Origin of the sequence: Achromobacter sp., assembly GCF_050285565.1 — a bacterium.
GTDB lineage: Bacteria > Pseudomonadota > Gammaproteobacteria > Burkholderiales > Burkholderiaceae_B > Achromobacter.
Genome location: NZ_JBLZXG010000007.1, coordinates 365,126 through 381,386 on the forward strand (window position 1 = coordinate 365,126; position 16,261 = coordinate 381,386).

At 66.4% G+C, this 16,261-nt stretch carries 16 protein-coding genes; 13 read left to right on the plus strand and 3 right to left on the minus strand.

Annotated elements, in window-relative coordinates; translation table 11 throughout:
* The 4 genes from gatA (at position 1) to ACN6O8_RS17325 (ending at position 3,917) form a co-directional block, all read left to right on the plus strand.
* On the plus strand, positions 1-1,623 hold the full coding sequence (gene gatA / locus ACN6O8_RS17310; protein ID WP_427992244.1) for an Asp-tRNA(Asn)/Glu-tRNA(Gln) amidotransferase subunit GatA: 1,623 nt from the start codon (positions 1-3) through the stop codon (positions 1,621-1,623).
* A 2-nt stretch (positions 1,624-1,625) separates the two neighbouring features.
* The gene (gatB, locus tag ACN6O8_RS17315) at positions 1,626-3,083 is read left to right on the plus strand and encodes an Asp-tRNA(Asn)/Glu-tRNA(Gln) amidotransferase subunit GatB (protein ID WP_427992245.1); all 1,458 of its coding nucleotides are present in this window, start codon (positions 1,626-1,628) and stop codon (positions 3,081-3,083) included.
* A gap of 82 nt (positions 3,084-3,165) precedes the next feature.
* On the plus strand, positions 3,166-3,459 hold the full coding sequence (locus ACN6O8_RS17320; protein WP_427992246.1) for a hypothetical protein: 294 nt from the start codon (positions 3,166-3,168) through the stop codon (positions 3,457-3,459).
* On the plus strand, positions 3,456-3,917 hold the full coding sequence (locus ACN6O8_RS17325; protein ID WP_427992247.1) for a type II toxin-antitoxin system VapC family toxin: 462 nt from the start codon (positions 3,456-3,458) through the stop codon (positions 3,915-3,917). Before ACN6O8_RS17320 ends, ACN6O8_RS17325 begins: the two co-directional genes overlap by 4 nt.
* Here ACN6O8_RS17325 and pyrE read toward each other — a convergent pair.
* Positions 3,832-4,524: an orotate phosphoribosyltransferase gene (gene pyrE, locus ACN6O8_RS17330; RefSeq protein WP_427992248.1), complete on the minus strand. Its 693-nt coding sequence runs from the start codon at positions 4,522-4,524 to the stop codon at positions 3,832-3,834. The genes ACN6O8_RS17325 and pyrE overlap by 86 nt on opposite strands.
* 134 nt (positions 4,525-4,658) lie before the next feature.
* Between pyrE and ACN6O8_RS17335 the strand changes: the two genes are divergently transcribed.
* Both ACN6O8_RS17335 and gdhA read left to right on the plus strand, forming a co-directional pair.
* Positions 4,659-5,447, plus strand: a complete 789-nt coding sequence (locus tag ACN6O8_RS17335; RefSeq protein ID WP_427992249.1) for an exodeoxyribonuclease III — start codon at positions 4,659-4,661, stop codon at positions 5,445-5,447.
* 448 nt (positions 5,448-5,895) lie between these two features.
* A complete protein-coding gene (gdhA, locus tag ACN6O8_RS17340) occupies positions 5,896-7,242 on the plus strand; it encodes an NADP-specific glutamate dehydrogenase (RefSeq protein ID WP_427992250.1) in 1,347 nt (448 codons plus the stop codon).
* Between the two features lie 69 nt (positions 7,243-7,311).
* On the opposite strand, the gene ACN6O8_RS17345 is transcribed toward gdhA, so the two are convergent.
* Positions 7,312-7,803: a copper chaperone PCu(A)C gene (locus tag ACN6O8_RS17345; protein ID WP_427992251.1), complete on the minus strand. Its 492-nt coding sequence runs from the start codon at positions 7,801-7,803 to the stop codon at positions 7,312-7,314.
* Between the two features lie 20 nt (positions 7,804-7,823).
* Entirely contained in the window at positions 7,824-8,723 is a 900-nt protein-coding gene (locus tag ACN6O8_RS17350; protein ID WP_427992252.1) for a LysR family transcriptional regulator ArgP, read from the minus strand.
* Between the two features lie 149 nt (positions 8,724-8,872).
* Between ACN6O8_RS17350 and ACN6O8_RS17355 the strand changes: the two genes are divergently transcribed.
* The 7 genes from ACN6O8_RS17355 (at position 8,873) to ACN6O8_RS17385 (ending at position 16,043) form a co-directional block, all read left to right on the plus strand.
* Positions 8,873-9,505: a LysE/ArgO family amino acid transporter gene (locus tag ACN6O8_RS17355; protein ID WP_427992253.1), complete on the plus strand. Its 633-nt coding sequence runs from the start codon at positions 8,873-8,875 to the stop codon at positions 9,503-9,505.
* A complete protein-coding gene (locus ACN6O8_RS17360) occupies positions 9,505-9,876 on the plus strand; it encodes an antibiotic biosynthesis monooxygenase family protein (protein WP_427992254.1) in 372 nt (123 codons plus the stop codon). Before ACN6O8_RS17355 ends, ACN6O8_RS17360 begins: the two co-directional genes overlap by 1 nt.
* 52 nt (positions 9,877-9,928) lie before the next feature.
* Positions 9,929-10,870: a LysR substrate-binding domain-containing protein gene (locus ACN6O8_RS17365; protein ID WP_427992255.1), complete on the plus strand. Its 942-nt coding sequence runs from the start codon at positions 9,929-9,931 to the stop codon at positions 10,868-10,870.
* 330 nt (positions 10,871-11,200) lie between these two features.
* Positions 11,201-12,364 carry an ABC transporter substrate-binding protein gene (locus tag ACN6O8_RS17370; RefSeq protein WP_427992256.1) on the plus strand — a complete coding sequence of 388 codons (1,164 nt, stop codon included), beginning with the start codon at positions 11,201-11,203 and terminating at the stop codon, positions 12,362-12,364.
* Positions 12,365-12,505: 141 nt separating this feature from the next.
* Positions 12,506-13,378 (plus strand): branched-chain amino acid ABC transporter permease, encoded by an 873-nt coding sequence (locus tag ACN6O8_RS17375; RefSeq protein WP_427992257.1) that lies wholly within the window; start codon positions 12,506-12,508, stop codon positions 13,376-13,378.
* A 3-nt stretch (positions 13,379-13,381) separates the two neighbouring features.
* Positions 13,382-15,304: an ABC transporter permease subunit gene (locus ACN6O8_RS17380; protein WP_427992258.1), complete on the plus strand. Its 1,923-nt coding sequence runs from the start codon at positions 13,382-13,384 to the stop codon at positions 15,302-15,304.
* Positions 15,305-15,320: 16 nt separating this feature from the next.
* A complete protein-coding gene (locus tag ACN6O8_RS17385) occupies positions 15,321-16,043 on the plus strand; it encodes an ABC transporter ATP-binding protein (protein ID WP_427992259.1) in 723 nt (240 codons plus the stop codon).
* The last annotated feature ends 218 nt before the right edge of the window (positions 16,044-16,261 follow it).

The window sequence follows — 16,261 nt, forward strand, 5'->3', positions numbered from 1 at the left end:
ATGACCCAACCCGCCCTGCACACCCAATTCGAGGGGATCGCCGCCCTGCGCGCGGCCCTCGCCCAACGTCAGGTCAGCGCCGTCGATCTGGCGCAAAGCGCGTTGGCGGCCGCCGAAGCGGCCCGCGGCCTGAACGCTTTCTTACATATTGATGCCGAATTGACACTGGCCCAGGCGCGCGCCGCCGACGCCGCGCTGGCCGCCGGCACGGCCGGCCCGCTGGCCGGCGTGCCCATCGCCCACAAGGACGCCTTCGTCACCCGCGGCTGGCGCACCACCGCCGGCAGCAAGATGCTGGACGGCTACGTCAGCCCGTTCGACGCCACCGTGGTCGAGCGCCTGCAGGCCGCCGGCGCCGTGTCGCTGGGCAAGCTCAACTGCGACGAGTTCGCCATGGGCTCGGGCAACGAGAACTCGGCCTATGGCCCGGTCAAGAACCCCTGGGATCCGGCCGCCGTGCCCGGCGGCTCGTCGGGCGGTTCGGCCGCCGCCGTGGCGGCCCGCCTGGTGGCCGCCGCCACCGGCACCGACACCGGCGGTTCGGTGCGCCAGCCCGCCGCGCTGTGCGGCGTCAGCGGCATCAAGCCGACCTACGGCACCGTCTCGCGCTACGGCATGGTCGCCTTCGGCTCCAGCCTGGACCAGGCCGGCCCGCTGGCCCCCAGCAGCCGCGACCTGCTCGAACTGCTGGACGTCATCAGCGGCTTCGACCCGCGCGACGCCACCAGCCTGGAAAAATGCGACGGCGCCGCCAACCAACCGGGCCGCGTGCGGCGCGACTTCGACGCCGCGCAGGCTGGTTTCGACGCCGCCGGCAGCCAGCCCCTGAAGGGCCTGCGCATCGGCGTGCCCGAGGAATACTTCGGCGCCGGCCTGGCGCCGGACGTGGCCGCCGCGGTGCAGGCCGCCCTGGAACAGTTCGAGGCCCTGGGCGCCGTGCGCGTGCCGGTGTCGCTGCCGCGCACCGAGCTGGCCATCCCCGCCTACTACGTCATCGCTCCCGCCGAAGCCTCCAGCAACCTGGCGCGCTACGACGGCGTGCGCTACGGCCACCGCGCCGCGCAGTATGGCGACCTGAACGAGATGATCAGCCGCTCGCGCGCCGAAGGCTTCGGCGACGAGGTCAAGCGCCGCATCCTGATCGGCACCTACGTGCTGTCGCACGGCTACTACGACGCCTACTACCTGCAGGCCCAGCGCCTGCGCCGCATGATCGCCCAGGACTTCCAGCGCGCCTTCGCCGGCCAGTGCGACGTCATCATGGGCCCGGTGACCCCGACGGTGGCCAAGAACATCGGCGACAACCGCGACGATCCCACCGCCGACTGGCTGGCCGACGTCTACACGCTGGGCGTCAGCCTGGCGGGGCTGCCGGCCATGTCGGTTCCGTGCGGCTTCGGCACCGGCGCGGGCGCAGGAGAGACGCCCCCACGCTCGCCAGGCTCGCTGCCCCCCGAGGGGGCTGCCAGCGCCTTGGGGCGGCCCGGCGGCGCAGGCCGCCGCCCCGTCGGCCTGCAGATCATCGGCAACTACTTCGACGAAGGCCGCCTCCTGGCCATCGCCGACCGCTACCAACAAGTCACGACGTGGCACAAGGCCACGCCGGCCCAGCAGGACGCCTAAGCATGAACTGGGAAATCGTCATCGGCCTGGAAACGCACACCCAGCTTTCCACCGACTCCAAGATCTTTTCTGGCAGCAGCACCGAATTCGGCGCCGCGCCCAACACCCACGCCAACGAGGTCGACCTGGCGCTGCCGGGCAGCCTGCCGGTCATGAACCGCGGCGCCGCCGAACGCGCCATCCGCTTCGGCCTGGCGGTCGGCGCCGAGATCGCGCCGCGCTCGGTGTTCGCGCGCAAGAACTACTTCTACCCCGACCTGCCCAAGGGCTACCAGATCAGCCAGTACGAGCTGCCGGTGGTGGTGGGCGGCTCGCTGTCGTTCTTCGTGGGCGAGGAAGAAAAAACCGTCAACCTGACGCGCGCCCACCTGGAAGAAGACGCCGGCAAGTCGCTGCACGACGACTTCACCCTGGCCAACGGCGCGCCGGCCAGCGGCATCGACCTGAACCGCGCCGGCACGCCGCTGCTGGAAATCGTCACCGAACCGGAAATGCGCTCGGCCGCCGAGGCCGTGGCCTACGCCCGTGCCCTGCACAGCCTGGTGGTGTGGCTCGGCATCTGCGACGGCAACATGCAGGAAGGCTCGTTCCGCTGCGACGCCAACGTCTCGGTGCGCCCGGTCGGCCAGAAGGAATTCGGCACCCGCACCGAGATCAAGAACGTCAACTCGTTCCGCTTTCTGGAACGCGCCATCACCTACGAGGCGCGGCGCCAGATCGAGCTGATCGAGGACGGCGGCACGGTGGTCCAGGAAACCCGCCTGTACGACGCCGACCGCGACGAAACCCGCAGCATGCGCAGCAAGGAAGACGCGCACGACTACCGCTACTTCCCCGATCCCGACCTGCCCACGCTGGTGATCTCGCGCGAATGGGTGGACGAGGTCCGCGCCGCCATGCCCGAGCTGCCGGCCGCCCAGCGCGCCCGCTTCGAATCCGAGTACGGCCTGCCGGCCTACGACGCCGCCCAACTGACGGTCAGCCGCGACCTGGCCGCTTACTTCGAGGCCGTGGCGCACGCGCTGCCGGCCGGGCAGGCCAAGCTGGCCGCCAACTGGATCATGGGCGAAGTGGCCGCCACCCTGAACAAGGAAGAAAAGGCCATCGCCGAATCCCCGGTGCAGGCGCCGGCCCTGGCCGCGCTGATCAACCGCATCATCGACGGCACCATCTCCAACAAGATCGCGCGTGAAGTGTTCGGCGCCATGTGGGCCGGTGAGAACGGCGGTCAGCCCGACGCCATCATCGAAGCCCGGGGCCTCAAGCAGATCAGCGACACCGGCGCCATCGGCGCCATGATCGACGAGGTGCTGGCGGCCAATCCGGCCATCGTCGAGGAATACCGCGCCGGCAAGCAGAAGGCGTTCAACTCGCTGGTGGGCCAGATCATGAAGGCGGCGCGCGGCAAGGCCAACCCGCAGCAGGTCAACGACCTGCTCAAGCAGAAGCTGGATAGCTGATCCCCGGCCGGCCCGCTGTCACGGGGGCCGGCGCGGTATCAGACCGAACCGAAGGCCGCGGCATCTTGCCGCGGCTTTTTGTTTGGCCAAGAATGGTCTGGTCGATTTCGACTGGAGATTTGGCCATGAACGCCCCCTACCTATCCATCCACGCGAACAAGTTGCGGATCGGCTCGACGAAATGATCCAAGCCGCAAACGATGGTGTGTTCGTTGTCATCACCCATGACGGTCTGGCGCAAGCGCAGCTCAGGCGGGTCAATCCCCTGATGACCGAAGCGGGTCACAATGCGATAGAAGAACTGAAACGGTTCCCGGGTATCCCGTACACCGACGAAGCCACCTGGTGGTACGCCGTCAAAGGGGTCCGCGAATGAAGCTCGTGCTTGATGCCTCGGTCGCGTTGAGCTGGCTGCGATTGCCCAGTCAAACCTGCAGCGAACAGGCGTTTGGCATCCTGGACGACCTGAACGGCGAAGCCGTCCTTGTCCCGCAGATCTGGCCAACGGAAGTGGCTCAAGGTACCTTGCGCGTCGAGCGGCTCGCCCGCGAACACGGGCTTACCGTTTACGACGCCTCGTACCTGGAACTCGCGTTATGGCGCGGCGCTGCGCTGGCCACGTTCGACAAACGTCCGGCGCAGGCGGCACAGGCGAGCGGCCTGTGGGTCGTTGGGCATGAGCCGGTCAACAGGCTTGAAGAACCTGTCATGCGATACGGTGGCCGGCATTGCCTTGCCGGACTCGCGCTTACTTCGCCCCGTACTTCGTCCGGTACGCCTGCACCGCATCGCGGTGCTCGGCAAACGCGGCGTCGTCCTGCAGCAGCGCCATGATGTCCGCCAGCGACGCAATCGCCACCACCGGGATGCCGTAGGTCTTGGCAACGTCCTGCACCGCCGAATGCGGCGACAGCGCATCATCGGCGCCCGCGCGTTCCATGCGGTCCATGGCGATCAGCACGGCGGCGGGCTCGGCGCCGGCGTTGCGGATAATCTCGACCGATTCGCGCACCGAGGTTCCCGCGGTGATCACGTCGTCGATGATGACGACCTTGCCCTTGAGCGGCGCGCCCACCAGCGTGCCGCCTTCGCCGTGATCCTTGGCTTCCTTGCGGTTGTAGGCGAACGGCACATCGCTGCGGCCCTGCATCGCCGGATGGCCGGCCAGCGCGACGGCGGTGGCCGTGGCCAGCGGGATGCCCTTGTAGGCCGGGCCGAACAGCATGTCGAAGGCCACGCCGGAATCCAGCAACGCCTGGGCGTAGAAGCCGGCCAGCTTGCCCACCGACGAACCGCTGTTGAACAGGCCCGCGTTGAAGAAATAGGGACTGATACGGCCGGACTTGACCTTGAAGCTGCCGAAGCGCAGCACGCCTTCGTTCAAGGCGAAGCGGACAAAATCGAGCGAGGTGGCGGAGGCGGCGGGATGGGCGGCAGACATGCTGGAAGGATCCGGGAGGTGGCAGACCCCGGCATTTTATCCGTTGTCAGGGCGATTCCCGGGCAGCGTCGTCGAGTCGGTTAAATTCCTGGCATCGTTACGGCCACCCCCGGCCGCTCTACAGGAGTCCCGCTTTGCTGCGCATCACGTCGATCAACCTCAACGGCATCCGGTCCGCCTTCCGCAAGGGCCTGCAACCCTGGATGGAAAAACACGCCGCGGACGTGCTGTGCCTGCAGGAAATCAAGGTGTCGGACGAGGACCTGACCGACGACCTGCGCCACCCGCCCGGCTACACCGGCCATTTCCACCACGCCGTCAAGAAGGGCTACAGCGGCGTCGGCATCTACCTGCGCGACGCGGCCGAGCGCGTCAGCATCGGCCTGGGCTGCGAGGAATTCGATCCCGAAGGCCGCGTCATCCGCGCCGACTGGAAGAACCTGTCCATCATCAGCGCCTATTTGCCCTCGGGTTCCAGCGGCGACGAACGCCAGCAGGCCAAATACCGCTTCCTGGACCGTTTCGGCCCGTGGATCGACGAACTGATGCACGAGCACAAAAAGACCGGCCGCGAGTTCGTCATCTGCGGCGACTGGAACATCGCCCACAAGGAAATCGACCTGAAGAACTGGAAGGGCAACCTGAAGAACTCCGGTTTCCTGCCCGAGGAACGCGCCTGGCTGACCGATGTGTTCGACAAGCGCGGCTTCGTCGACGTGTTCCGCACCATCGACGACCGTCCCGACCAATACACCTGGTGGAGCAACCGCGGCCAGGCCTGGGCCAAGAACGTCGGATGGCGCATCGATTACCAGATCGCCACGCCGGGCATTGCCGCCCGCGCCCGTAGCGTCGCCATCTACAAGGACGAGCGCTTTTCCGACCACGCGCCGTTGACCATCGACTACGACGCCACGCTCTGAACCCAGGCGGCGGCACCCGCGTTCCGCCGTCCGCGCATGATCTGCCGCAAAAAATAATAAGGGACACATAACGTGGCGTGGGGGCTGAAAATCCAGGACACTCCCCCATCAGGTCGCCTGTTTTCCCTATGACACGGTGACCGCGCGCCACGCCAATCAACCGAATATTAATGGGGACGTATTAATTTTCCCTGTGAATTCAAGGCTCCATGGCGTTCACTATGAAAGCCCGCGGTTTCAGCCTCTTCTGAAAAGCAATATGCGTCCCCAATAAAAATAGGAAAAAGCGCTTTGATATCAAGATGATGGCGCACTTTTCCGCTTTGCGCAGGGCAACAAATTAGCCCTACAATCCCGCACCAAGCCGGTGCGATCCGCACCAAAACGGAGACTCGACGCCCCAGATTGGCGCATCTCCGCACTCATTCGAAGCGCCCCCAAGGAGATCATGTTGAAAGTGCAGCGTCTGGACGACTTCCTGCGTAGCGTCGCCGTGCGCGATCCGCAGCAACCGGAATTCATGCAAGCCGTCCAGGAGGTGATGCTGAGCCTTTGGCCTTTCATCGAGAAGCACCCCCACTACGCCGAGCACGCCCTGCTCGAGCGCCTGGTGGAACCGGAACGCGTGATCCAGTTCCGCGTGTGCTGGACCGATGACAAAGGCCAGGCGCAGGTCAACCGCGCTTTCCGCATCCAGCACAGCTCGGCCATCGGCCCGTTCAAGGGCGGCATGCGTTTCCACCCCTCGGTGAACCTGTCGATCCTGAAGTTCCTGGCATTCGAGCAGACCCTGAAGAACTCGCTGACCACGCTGCCCATGGGCGGCGGCAAGGGCGGTTCCGACTTCGATCCCAAGGGCAAGTCCGACGCCGAAGTGATGCGCTTCTGCCAGGCTCTGATGATCGAGCTGTACCGCCACCTGGGCCCGGACACCGACGTGCCGGCCGGCGATATCGGCGTGGGCGCGCGTGAAGTCGGCTTCATGGCCGGCATGATGAAGAAACTGTCGAACTCCACCGCCAGCGTCTTCACGGGCAAGGGCCTGACCTTCGGCGGCAGCCTGATCCGCCCCGAAGCCACCGGCTATGGCACCGTCTATTTCGCCGAGGAAATGCTCAAGCGCGTCGGCAAGTCGTTCGATGGCCTGCGCGTATCGGTCTCGGGCTCGGGCAACGTGGCCCAGTACGCCATCGAAAAGGCCATGGCGCTGGGCGCCAAGGTCGTGACGGTATCCGACTCGAACGGCACGGTGGTCGACGAGGCCGGCTTCAACCACGAGAAGCTGGTGGCGCTGATGCACGTCAAGAACGACCTGCGCGGCCGCCTGGATAGCTACGCCCGCCAGTTCGGCCTGGTGTACGAAGCCGGCAAGCGCCCCTGGCACGTGCCGGTGGACGTGGCCCTGCCCTGCGCCACCCAAAACGAATTGGAACTGGCCGATGCCGAAACGCTGATCAAGAACGGCGTGCAATGCGTGGCCGAGGGCGCCAACATGCCCGCCACGCTGGACGCCGCCAAGGCCTTCATCGCGGCCCGCGTGCTGTACGCTCCGGGCAAGGCCAGCAACGCCGGCGGCGTGGCCGTGTCCGGCCTGGAAATGGCCCAGAACTCGGCGCGCCTGTCATGGACCCGCGAGGAAGTCGATGCGCGCCTGCACGCCATCATGCGCGACATCCACGAAAATTGCGTGCGTCACGGCCACAGCGAGCGCGAGTACGTTAACTACCTGGACGGCGCCAACATCGCCGGTTTCGTCAAGGTCGCGGACGCGATGCGCCAGCAAGGCCTGTACTGATCGGCGGGCCGGCGCGCCAGGCGCGGGCGGCGAACAGGCCGCGCCGACGCGCAGCCGATGCCGCCCGGATCAGTGCTTCATCGCGCCGTGGTCGTGGCTCATGCCGGGGTTGTGCGAGGCCGGCTTGACCTTGAACTGCACTGCCACCTCGCCCGCCTTCTCGAACTTGAGCGTGGCCGGCACGGTGGCGCCCTCGGCGAACGGCGCCTTCAGCTTGATGAACATGACGTGGTACCCGCCCGGGGCGAGCTTGACCTCGCCGTTGGCCGGCAGGGCGATGCCGCCCTCGACCTGGCGCATCTTGGCCACGCCGTTGGCCGTCTCGACGGTATGCAGCTCGACACGTTCGGCGGCCTCGGAGGTCACCGACAACAGGCGATCAGGCGACTTGGCACCGTTGTCGATGTCCATATAGCCCGCGCCATTGGATTGCCCCGGGGCGGACGCGCGCACCCAGAGATCGTCGACCTCGACCTCGCCCACCTTGTAATCCTTGGCCCAGGCCGAACCGGCTGCGCACAGGCCCAGGACGGCGACAGCGGCGAACTTGCGGATGTTCATTGGGAATGTTCTCCTAGGGGTTAACGCCGCCGGACCAGGCTGCGGGCGGCTGACAGAACCGAGTCGGTCAATGCTTCCATCGCTTCGGAGTTTACCCGCCAATGTTGCCAGTACAGCGGCACATCCTCCCAGGCGCGGCCCCGCAGCAACATCAGATGACCTGCGTCAAGGTGTTCCTGCACCAGCGGCAGCGGATTCATGGTCCAGCCCAACCCGCCCAGCGTGGCCTGCACAAAGGCGCGGGTGGACGGCACCCACCAGACCGGCGGCTGCCACGGCGCCGGGTCGGATATCTTGTGCGCAAAGCGCGCCTGCAGCGCGTCCTTGCGGTTGAACACCAGCACTGGCGCCTGGGCCAGTGTCTGTGCGTTCACGCCCTGCGCAAAGTAGCGCTTGTGGAACGCGGGTGTACAGGTCGCCACGTAGCGCATGCTGCCCAGCGCGTGGATGCGGCAACCCTGCACCGGATCGGCCAGCGTCGTCACCGCGCCCAGCACCGAGCCGTTGCGCAATAGCGCGGCGGTGTGGTCCTGATCCTCGGACTGCATGTCGAGCGTGGCGCGGGTGCGGCTGGAAAATTGCAGCGCCGCCTCGACGAACCAGGTTTCCAGGCTGTCGTGGTTGACCGCGATCGGGATGCTGGCATGCGGCACGTCGTCGTCCGCCACGCCCAGCCGGTTCAGGGCATCATGTTCCAGCAGCGCGGTCTGCTCGGCCAGTTGCACCAGCACCTGGCCATCGGCCGTGGCCGCCGCCGGCACCGTGCGCTGCACCAGCAGCCGGCCCATGCGATCCTCCAGCGCCTTGATCCGTTGCGACACCGCCGACGGCGTCACGCTCAGCGCCAGCGCGGCGCGTTCGAAACTGCCTTCCCGCACCACCGCGGCCAGGGCGCGCAGATTGCCATGATCGATTTTCATAAGATTAGTTTTACTTAATATAGTGAAGGAAAATTAGCTTTATTTCATATCGGCCGCAAGCGAAAATGTGACATTGCCGGTATGCGCAACGCTGCCGGCCCGGTACCCAAGCGCCGCCACAAGGCGTTGCAGTCAAAAGGTTCGCAGTCATGTTCGCCACGTTGTCATCCCCTCTCTTTCTCACCGCCTGGGCCAGCGGCACGGCCACCGGGCTGGGCCTGTTCGCCGTCGTCGGCGCGCAAAGCGCGTTCATCCTGCGGCAAGGGTTGATGCGCGCGCACCTGTTATCGGTGGTCGCCATCTGCGCGCTGATCGACGCGATCTTCATCTTCGCCAGCGTGTCGGGCCTGCAGGCGCTGACCGCCTGGTTCCCGTGGTTGACCACCGCGGTGCTGTGGTTCGGAGTGGCTTTCCTGTCCTGGTACGCGCTGCAATCGGCGCGTCGCGCCTGGACCGCCAGCGGCGGCCTGGCCGCCGCGCGCGACGTGATGCCCTCGCGCCGCGCCGCGATGCTGGGCGCGCTGGGCTTTTCGCTGCTCAACCCGCACTTCTGGCTCGACATGGTGGTGGTGGGCTCGCTGGCCCACGGCTTCGACGACGCCCGCATGGCGTTCGCCGCCGGCGCCTTCACCGCCAGCCTGCTGTGGCTGGCCGTGCTGGGCATCGGTTCGCGCCTGTTCGCGCGCTTCTTCGCCAGCGCCTCGGCCTGGCGCGTGCTGGACGGCGTCATCGCCGTGGTGATGGCCGGTCTGGCAGTCAGCCTGGCGCTCAAGGGGGTCTGATGGCCGTGCCGGACGCCACCGCCTGTCCCGCCGGCCCCGCCCATCCGGGGCCGGCCCGCTACACCGCCACCTTCATCTTCGCCAAGAAGCAGTTCGACGACGACTTCCACCGGCTCGACCAGGCCGTTGCCGAGGCGGCCCGGGCCACCCCCGGCTACCTGGGCGAGGAAGCGTGGGAAGATCCCGCGCGCGGCCTGTACGCCAACGTCTATTACTGGAATTCGCTCCTGGCCCTGCAGGCCCTGATCCACCACCCTGCCCACCAGCAGGCCAAGGTCGCGCAATCGCGCTGGCTGGACCGCTACCGGGTGGTCATTGCCCAAGTGCTGAGGGAATACGGGGACGGGCTGCCCGGCCCCGCACTTTTATAATCGCCGGGTTGCCACTTCTTCGTCGGGCGCATGGCCGGCCCGCCAGACGATCATGCGCGGACCTTCTCCCTCCAAAGACGTGCGCCTGCCGCCGCTGGCCGCCATCCAGGCGTTCGAAGCCGCCGCCCGGCTCGGCTCGTTCGAGCGCGCCAGCGAAGAATTGTTCGTCACCGCCAGCGCCATTGGCAAGCGCATTGCCGCGCTGGAGGCGCAACTCGACGTCACCCTGTTCATCCGCAGCAGCCGCGGCATCGCCCTGAGCGCGGCCGGACGCGAATATCTGGAACAGGTGCGCACCGCCCTGGCCCTGCTGTCGGACGCCTCGCTGCACAAGCGCGGCGAGCCCAAGCCGGAACCGCTGCGCGTGGTGTCCACCCCGACCTTCGCGCGCCAGGTGCTGATCCCCGCCCTGCCGGGCTTCACGGCCGCCCACCCCGAGGTCGAGCTGGAAATCATGCTGTCCATTCCGTACCTGGACATCATGCCGCCGAATGCCGACGTCTGGATCCGTTTCGGCAGTGGCCGCTACCCCGGACTGCATGCCCGCCCCTTGACCGCCGACCCGGTGTTCGCGGTCTGCTCGCCCGCCTATCGTGACGCCCACGGCCCGTTCCGGCAACCACAAGACCTGGCGCGCGCCGCCCTGCTGCGCTGCCCGATGGAGCCATGGCGCCCCTGGCTGGCGGCCGCCGGACTGGATTGGCCGGAACCGACGCGCGGCGTCTGGCTGGTGGATCTGGGCATGATGCTGGCGGCCGCCCGCGCCGGCCAGGGCATCGCGCTGACCCGCCGCACTCTGGCGGCCGAATGGCTGGACGAAGGCAAATTGCTGCGCGTGCTCGATATCGAGACCGCCGGAGAATCGCAGTACTACCTGTGCACCGAAACCTCGCGCCCGCCCGGCGGCGCGGTCCAAGCGTTTTCCCTATGGCTGGCCGGCGTCTGCCAACGCGCCGCCCAATGGCCACGCGGCCTGGCGGCCCAGCCGGAATAAATTTCCAGCCCTGCCCGGAAGGAAATTCCGCGCACCATGGCGCAGCCGTGGCTAGGATGCGCCGAACGCGGTCGCGCGCGCCGGCCGGCGCGCGCAAGGGCCCTTGCCCTTCCCTGCCTGCCCCATGCTGCACCGCAATGCCCAGCTTTGTAACCCGTGCGCCCGTACTAGGTATTTACACGGAAAACCCCCGCCGGGTCAGATTCGCGTAAGCGATTAAGCAGACAGTCACAACACGCAACAGGAGCGCGCCACCCCCCTTCTTTCCTCGCCGCCTGGCGCCGGCACACGGTTTTCCACGCAGTTCTACCAATTACAACGGAGACATCCATGGATTTTCGTTTGAAGCTGCTTGCAGGAACCCTTGCTTTTGCCGTATCGGCCGCGGGCTACGCCGCCGACCCCATCAAGATCGGCGTGGCCGGCCCCTACACCGGGGGCTCGTCCTCCATGGGCGTGAGCATGCGCGACGGCGTGCGCCTGGCCATCGAGGAAATCAACAAGAGCGGCGGCGTGCTCGGCCGCCAACTGGTCGCGGTGGAACGCGATGACGAAGCCAAGAACGAGCGCGGCGTGCAGATCGCCCAGGAACTGATCAACAAGGAGCAGGTCACCGCCACCGTCGGCTACATCAACACCGGCGTGGCGCTGGCCTCGCAACGCTTCTACCAGGATGCCAAGATCCCGGTGTTCAACAACGTCGCCACCGGCAGCGTCATCACGCACCAGTTCAAGGCGCCGGAATACCCGGACAACTACGTGTTCCGCAACGCGGCCCATGACAGCATCCAGGCGCCGATGATCGTCGAGGAAGCCGTGACCCGCCGCGGCTTCAAGAAGGTCGCGATCCTGGCCGACTCCACCAACTACGGCCAGCTCGGCCGCGAGGATCTGGAAAAGGCCCTGGACGCCAAGGGCATCAAGCCGGTGGCCGTCGAGAAATTCAACATCAAGGACGTCGACATGACGGCCCAGTTGCTCAAGGCCAAGGCTGCGGGCGCCGAAGCCGTGCTGACCTACGGCATCGGCCCCGAGCTGGCGCAGATCGCCAACGGCATGGCCAAGCTGGGCTGGAAGGTGCCGATCATCGGCAGTTGGACGCTGTCGATGGCCAACTACATCGACAACTCCGGCGCCAACGGCGAGGGCGCGCGCATGCCGCAGACCTTCATCCAGGACCCGGACACGCCCAAGCGCAAGGCCTTCATCGACGCCTACCTGGCCAAGTTCAAGCCCAAGAACAACCGCATCGATTCGCCGGTGTCGGCGGCCCAGGGCTACGACTCGATCTTCCTGCTGGCCGCGGCCATCAAGCAGGCCAACTCCACCGAAGGCCCGAAGATCCGCGAAGCGCTCGAGAACCTGCAAACGCCCGTCGAAGGCGTGGTGATGACCTACAACAAGCCCTTCACTCACGACAACCACGACGCGATCACCGCGAAGGAAGTGGTCATCGGCGAGGTCAAGGGCGGCCGCGTGGTCAAGGCCAACTAGGCTCGTCCGAAGCAGCGCGGCGGCGGCTGCCCGGCCGCCGCCGCCGGCGTCCCCGCATGGGGACGCCGGCATGCAGTCGCCTGACAACCGCGTTCTGCCCAAGGGGGTTGGGACGGAACACAGCGCCTCACGACACACACCATGATTCTTCTACAGCTCATCTATAGCGGTATCGCGCTAGGCATGATCTATGCCGTCATCGCGTTCGGATACCAGCTCACTTTCGCCACATCCGGCACCCTCAACTTCGGCCAGGGCGAAGCCCTGATGCTGGGCGCGCTGGTCGGGCTCACATTGGTCGGCCTGGGCGTGAACTACTGGGTCATGATTCCCATCGTCTGCCTCTTCGGCTTCGCGCAGGGCGTGCTGGTCGAGCGGGTCGGCGTGCGGCCGGCCATCAAGACGCGCTCCGAATTCGGCTGGATCATGGCCACCATCGCGCTGGGCATCATCTTCAAGAACGTGGCCGAGAACGTCTGGGGCCGCGACGACCTGCGCTTCCCCTCGCCGCTGCCCGAGGCGCCGATCCAGGTGCTGGGGGCCAACGTGCTGCCGATGGAGCTGTTGGTGGTGTTCGGCGCGCTGGCCATGATGCTGCTGGTGGAAGTGTTCAACCGCAAGTCCATCTACGGCAAGGCCTTCGTCGCCACCTCCAACGACCGCGACGCCGCCGGCCTGATGGGCATCAACACCGGCATGGTGATCACCTTTTCGTATGCCCTGTCGTCGCTGACCGCCGCCTTCGCGGGCGTGCTGGTGGCGCCGCTGACGCTGACCGGCGCCACCATGGGCGCGGTGCTGGGCCTGAAGGCCTTCGCGGTCGCCATCATCGGCGGCCTGTCCAGCGGCATGGGCGTGGTGGTGGGTGGGCTGATCCTGGGGATCGCCGAAACCACCACCGGTTTCTATCTTTCAACGGGGTACAAAGACGTGCCGGGACTGGTCCTGCTGCTGCTCGTACTGACCTTCAAGCCCGCCGGCCTGTTCGGCAAGACCGCGATCAAGAAGGTGTAAGCGATGAAACCCCTGCACCTTCTGCTTTCCATCGTGGCCGTGGCCTGCCTGGCCGCCGTGCCGCTGGGCGTGACCAACACGTATTACCTGCACCTGATCGAAACCATCATGATTTACTCGATCCTGCTGTTCGGGCTCGATATCGTGGTGGGCTATACCGGCCAGGTGTCGCTGGGCCACGCCGGCCTGTTCGGCATCGGCTCGTACGTGGCCGGCGTGCTGTTCTTCCACCTGCAGATGCCGATCTGGGTGACGCTGCCTGCGGCCATCCTGATCGCGGCGGCCTTCGGCGCAGTGCTGGCGCTGCCAGCGCTGCGGGTCACCGGGCCGTATCTGGCGATGGTGACGCTGGCGTTCGGCACCATCATCCAGATCCTGATCAACGAGATGACCTTCATGACCGAAGGCCCGCTCGGCATCAAGATCCCCAAGCCGTCGATCGGCGGACACATCCTGACCAAGAGCGAGTACTTCTGGCTGGTGGCGGCGTTGCTGGTGCTGTCGCTGATCGTGGTGCACCGGATCCTGAAGTCGCACCTGGGCCGCTCGTTCGAGGCCCTGCGCGACAGTCCGATCGCTTCCGACTGCATGGGGGTTTCGGTCTACCGGCACAAGGTGTTCGCCTTCGTCATCAGCGCCGGCTTCGCCGGCCTGGCGGGCGCACTGTACTCGTATTCCGAGCAATACATCTCGCCCAACACCTACAACTTCGAACTGACCATCCTGTTCCTGCTGGCCATCATCATGGGCGGGCGCAAGAGCCGCACCGGCGCGCTGCTGGGCGCGTCGATCATCGTGCTGCTGCCCAAGATGCTGGACGATATCTCGACCTTCCGCCTGATCGCGCTGGGCGTGGCGATCCTGGTGACGGTGGGCAGCGCCATCGCCATCTCCAAGGGCCGCACCGAGGCACGCCGGGTGGCGGTGCCGGTGATCGGCACGATTCTGCTGGCGGTCTTCTCGTACTGGCTGGACGCGGTGACCGACTGGCGCCTGACCATTTTCGGCGCCATGATCCTGTTCGTCGTGTACTACCTGCCCGACGGCATCGTCGGCTTCGTGCGCAACCTGTTCTTCTCGACCCGCCGCACGGCGCTGACGGTCAAGAAGGAACTGGTCAAAGAACAGGAGGCGGTACCCGACGCGGCGCGCGGCCACGGCGAGACGCTGTTGGCGGCCAAGCAGGTGCTGATGCAGTTCGGCGGCCTGAAGGCGCTGAACCAGGTCGACCTGACAGTCAAGCGCGGCACCATCCACGGCCTGATCGGGCCGAACGGCTCGGGCAAGAGCACCATGATGAACGTGCTGACGGGCATCTATGTGCCCACGGCCGGCTCGGTGGAGTTCTCGGGCAAATCGTTGGTGGGCCTGGCGCCGGCCGATATCGCGGCCACGGGCATCGCCCGCACCTTCCAGAACGTGCAGTTGTTCGGGGAGATGACGGCGCTGGAGAACGTGCTGGTGGGCCTGCACCACACTTTCACCACGGGGCTGGCGGGCATCGCGTTGCGCACCTCGAAGTGGAAGGGCGAGGAGCAAGGCGCCCGCGCCCGCGCGCTGGCGCTGCTGGAGTTCGTGGGACTGGACGGCATGGCCAACGAAGAGGCCCGCAACCTGCCCTATGGCAAGCAGCGTCTGCTGGAGATCGCCCGCGCGCTGGCGCTGGACCCGCAGTTGCTGCTGCTGGACGAGCCGGCGGCCGGGCTGACGGCGCCCGACATCGTCGAGCTGCTGGCCATCATCCGCAAGGTGCGCGATCACGGCATTACGCTGATTCTGATCGAGCACCACATGGACGTGGTGATGGGGGTCTGCGACACCGTGTCGGTGCTGGACTTCGGCCAGAAGATCGCCGAGGGGCTGCCCACCGAAGTGCAGAGCAACGCCAAGGTTATCGAGGCGTATCTGGGCGGCGCGCCCGCCTGACGCCAAGGACGACAACATGCTATCGATCAAGAATCTGGAAGCGGGCTACGGGAAGGTGAAGGTGCTGCATGGCATCAGCATGGAAGTCCCGAAGGCCAAGGTGGTGACGTTGATCGGCTCGAACGGGGCCGGCAAGACGACGACGATGCGGGCGCTGTCGGGGATGATCCGGCCGACGGCGGGCGAAGTCACGCTGGGTGGCAAGCGCATCGACGGGCTGGAGTCGCATCGGATCGCGCGGCTGGGGCTGGCGCATTCACCGGAAGGACGGCGGGTGTTTCCGACGCTGTCCGTCACGGACAACCTGCTACTGGGCGCGTTTCCGCGTTTGACGGGGAGCCGGCCCAAGGGCGACGTGCAGGCGGACCTGGGGCGGGCGATGGATCTGTTTCCTCGGCTAAAGGAACGGCGCGATCAGCTGGCGGGAACGCTGTCTGGCGGCGAGCAGCAGATGCTGGCGATGGCGCGGGCGGTGATGCTCAATCCGGAGCTGGTGTTGCTGGATGAACCTTCCATGGGGCTGGCGCCAATCCTGGTGGAAGAGGTTTTCCGGATCATTGCGCGGCTCAAGGAGGAAGGGGTGACGATGTTGCTGGTCGAGCAGTTCGCGGCGGCGGCGTTGAATGTGGCCGATTATGGGTATGTGTTGGAGAACGGGCGGATTTCCGTGCATGGGAGTGCGGAGAAGTTGAAGCATGATCCGGCTGTGGTGGCGGCTTATCTTGGGGGGTCGCACTGAGGGCTTTTTGCTGGCGTCATGGGTTGAGTTCTTGAGACGCACGGCGGGGCGGCGGCCGGTGGCGGGCGGGGCTACGATTGCGGTCCGGAGCCTTCGCTCCGGACTGCCCCATCGTCAACCTCGTACGCCTTCGGCTCCCTACGGTTTCCCTCGGGCGCATCTACACGCCCCGCCCGCCACCGGCCGCCGCCCCGCCGTGCTCGCGATTACTTTGGTTT

Excerpts from the sequence above, each read along its gene's own strand:
- ACN6O8_RS17360 (WP_427992254.1), top strand. The coding sequence starts at position 9,505 with ATGGCCGTGCCGGACGCCACCGCCTGTCCCGCCGGCCCCGCCCATCCG.
- gatB (WP_427992245.1), top strand. The coding sequence starts at position 1,626 with ATGAACTGGGAAATCGTCATCGGCCTGGAAACGCACACCCAGCTTTCC.
- gatA (WP_427992244.1), top strand. The coding sequence starts at position 1 with ATGACCCAACCCGCCCTGCACACCCAATTCGAGGGGATCGCCGCCCTG.
- ACN6O8_RS17380 (WP_427992258.1), top strand. The coding sequence starts at position 13,382 with ATGAAACCCCTGCACCTTCTGCTTTCCATCGTGGCCGTGGCCTGCCTG.
- ACN6O8_RS17370 (WP_427992256.1), top strand. The coding sequence starts at position 11,201 with ATGGATTTTCGTTTGAAGCTGCTTGCAGGAACCCTTGCTTTTGCCGTA.
- ACN6O8_RS17375 (WP_427992257.1), top strand. The coding sequence starts at position 12,506 with ATGATTCTTCTACAGCTCATCTATAGCGGTATCGCGCTAGGCATGATC.
- ACN6O8_RS17345 (WP_427992251.1), bottom strand. The coding sequence starts at position 7,803 with ATGAACATCCGCAAGTTCGCCGCTGTCGCCGTCCTGGGCCTGTGCGCA.
- ACN6O8_RS17350 (WP_427992252.1), bottom strand. The coding sequence starts at position 8,723 with ATGAAAATCGATCATGGCAATCTGCGCGCCCTGGCCGCGGTGGTGCGG.
- pyrE (WP_427992248.1), bottom strand. The coding sequence starts at position 4,524 with ATGTCTGCCGCCCATCCCGCCGCCTCCGCCACCTCGCTCGATTTTGTC.
- ACN6O8_RS17385 (WP_427992259.1), top strand. The coding sequence starts at position 15,321 with ATGCTATCGATCAAGAATCTGGAAGCGGGCTACGGGAAGGTGAAGGTG.
- ACN6O8_RS17365 (WP_427992255.1), top strand. The coding sequence starts at position 9,929 with ATGCGCGGACCTTCTCCCTCCAAAGACGTGCGCCTGCCGCCGCTGGCC.
- ACN6O8_RS17355 (WP_427992253.1), top strand. The coding sequence starts at position 8,873 with ATGTTCGCCACGTTGTCATCCCCTCTCTTTCTCACCGCCTGGGCCAGC.
- gdhA (WP_427992250.1), top strand. The coding sequence starts at position 5,896 with ATGTTGAAAGTGCAGCGTCTGGACGACTTCCTGCGTAGCGTCGCCGTG.
- ACN6O8_RS17325 (WP_427992247.1), top strand. The coding sequence starts at position 3,456 with ATGAAGCTCGTGCTTGATGCCTCGGTCGCGTTGAGCTGGCTGCGATTG.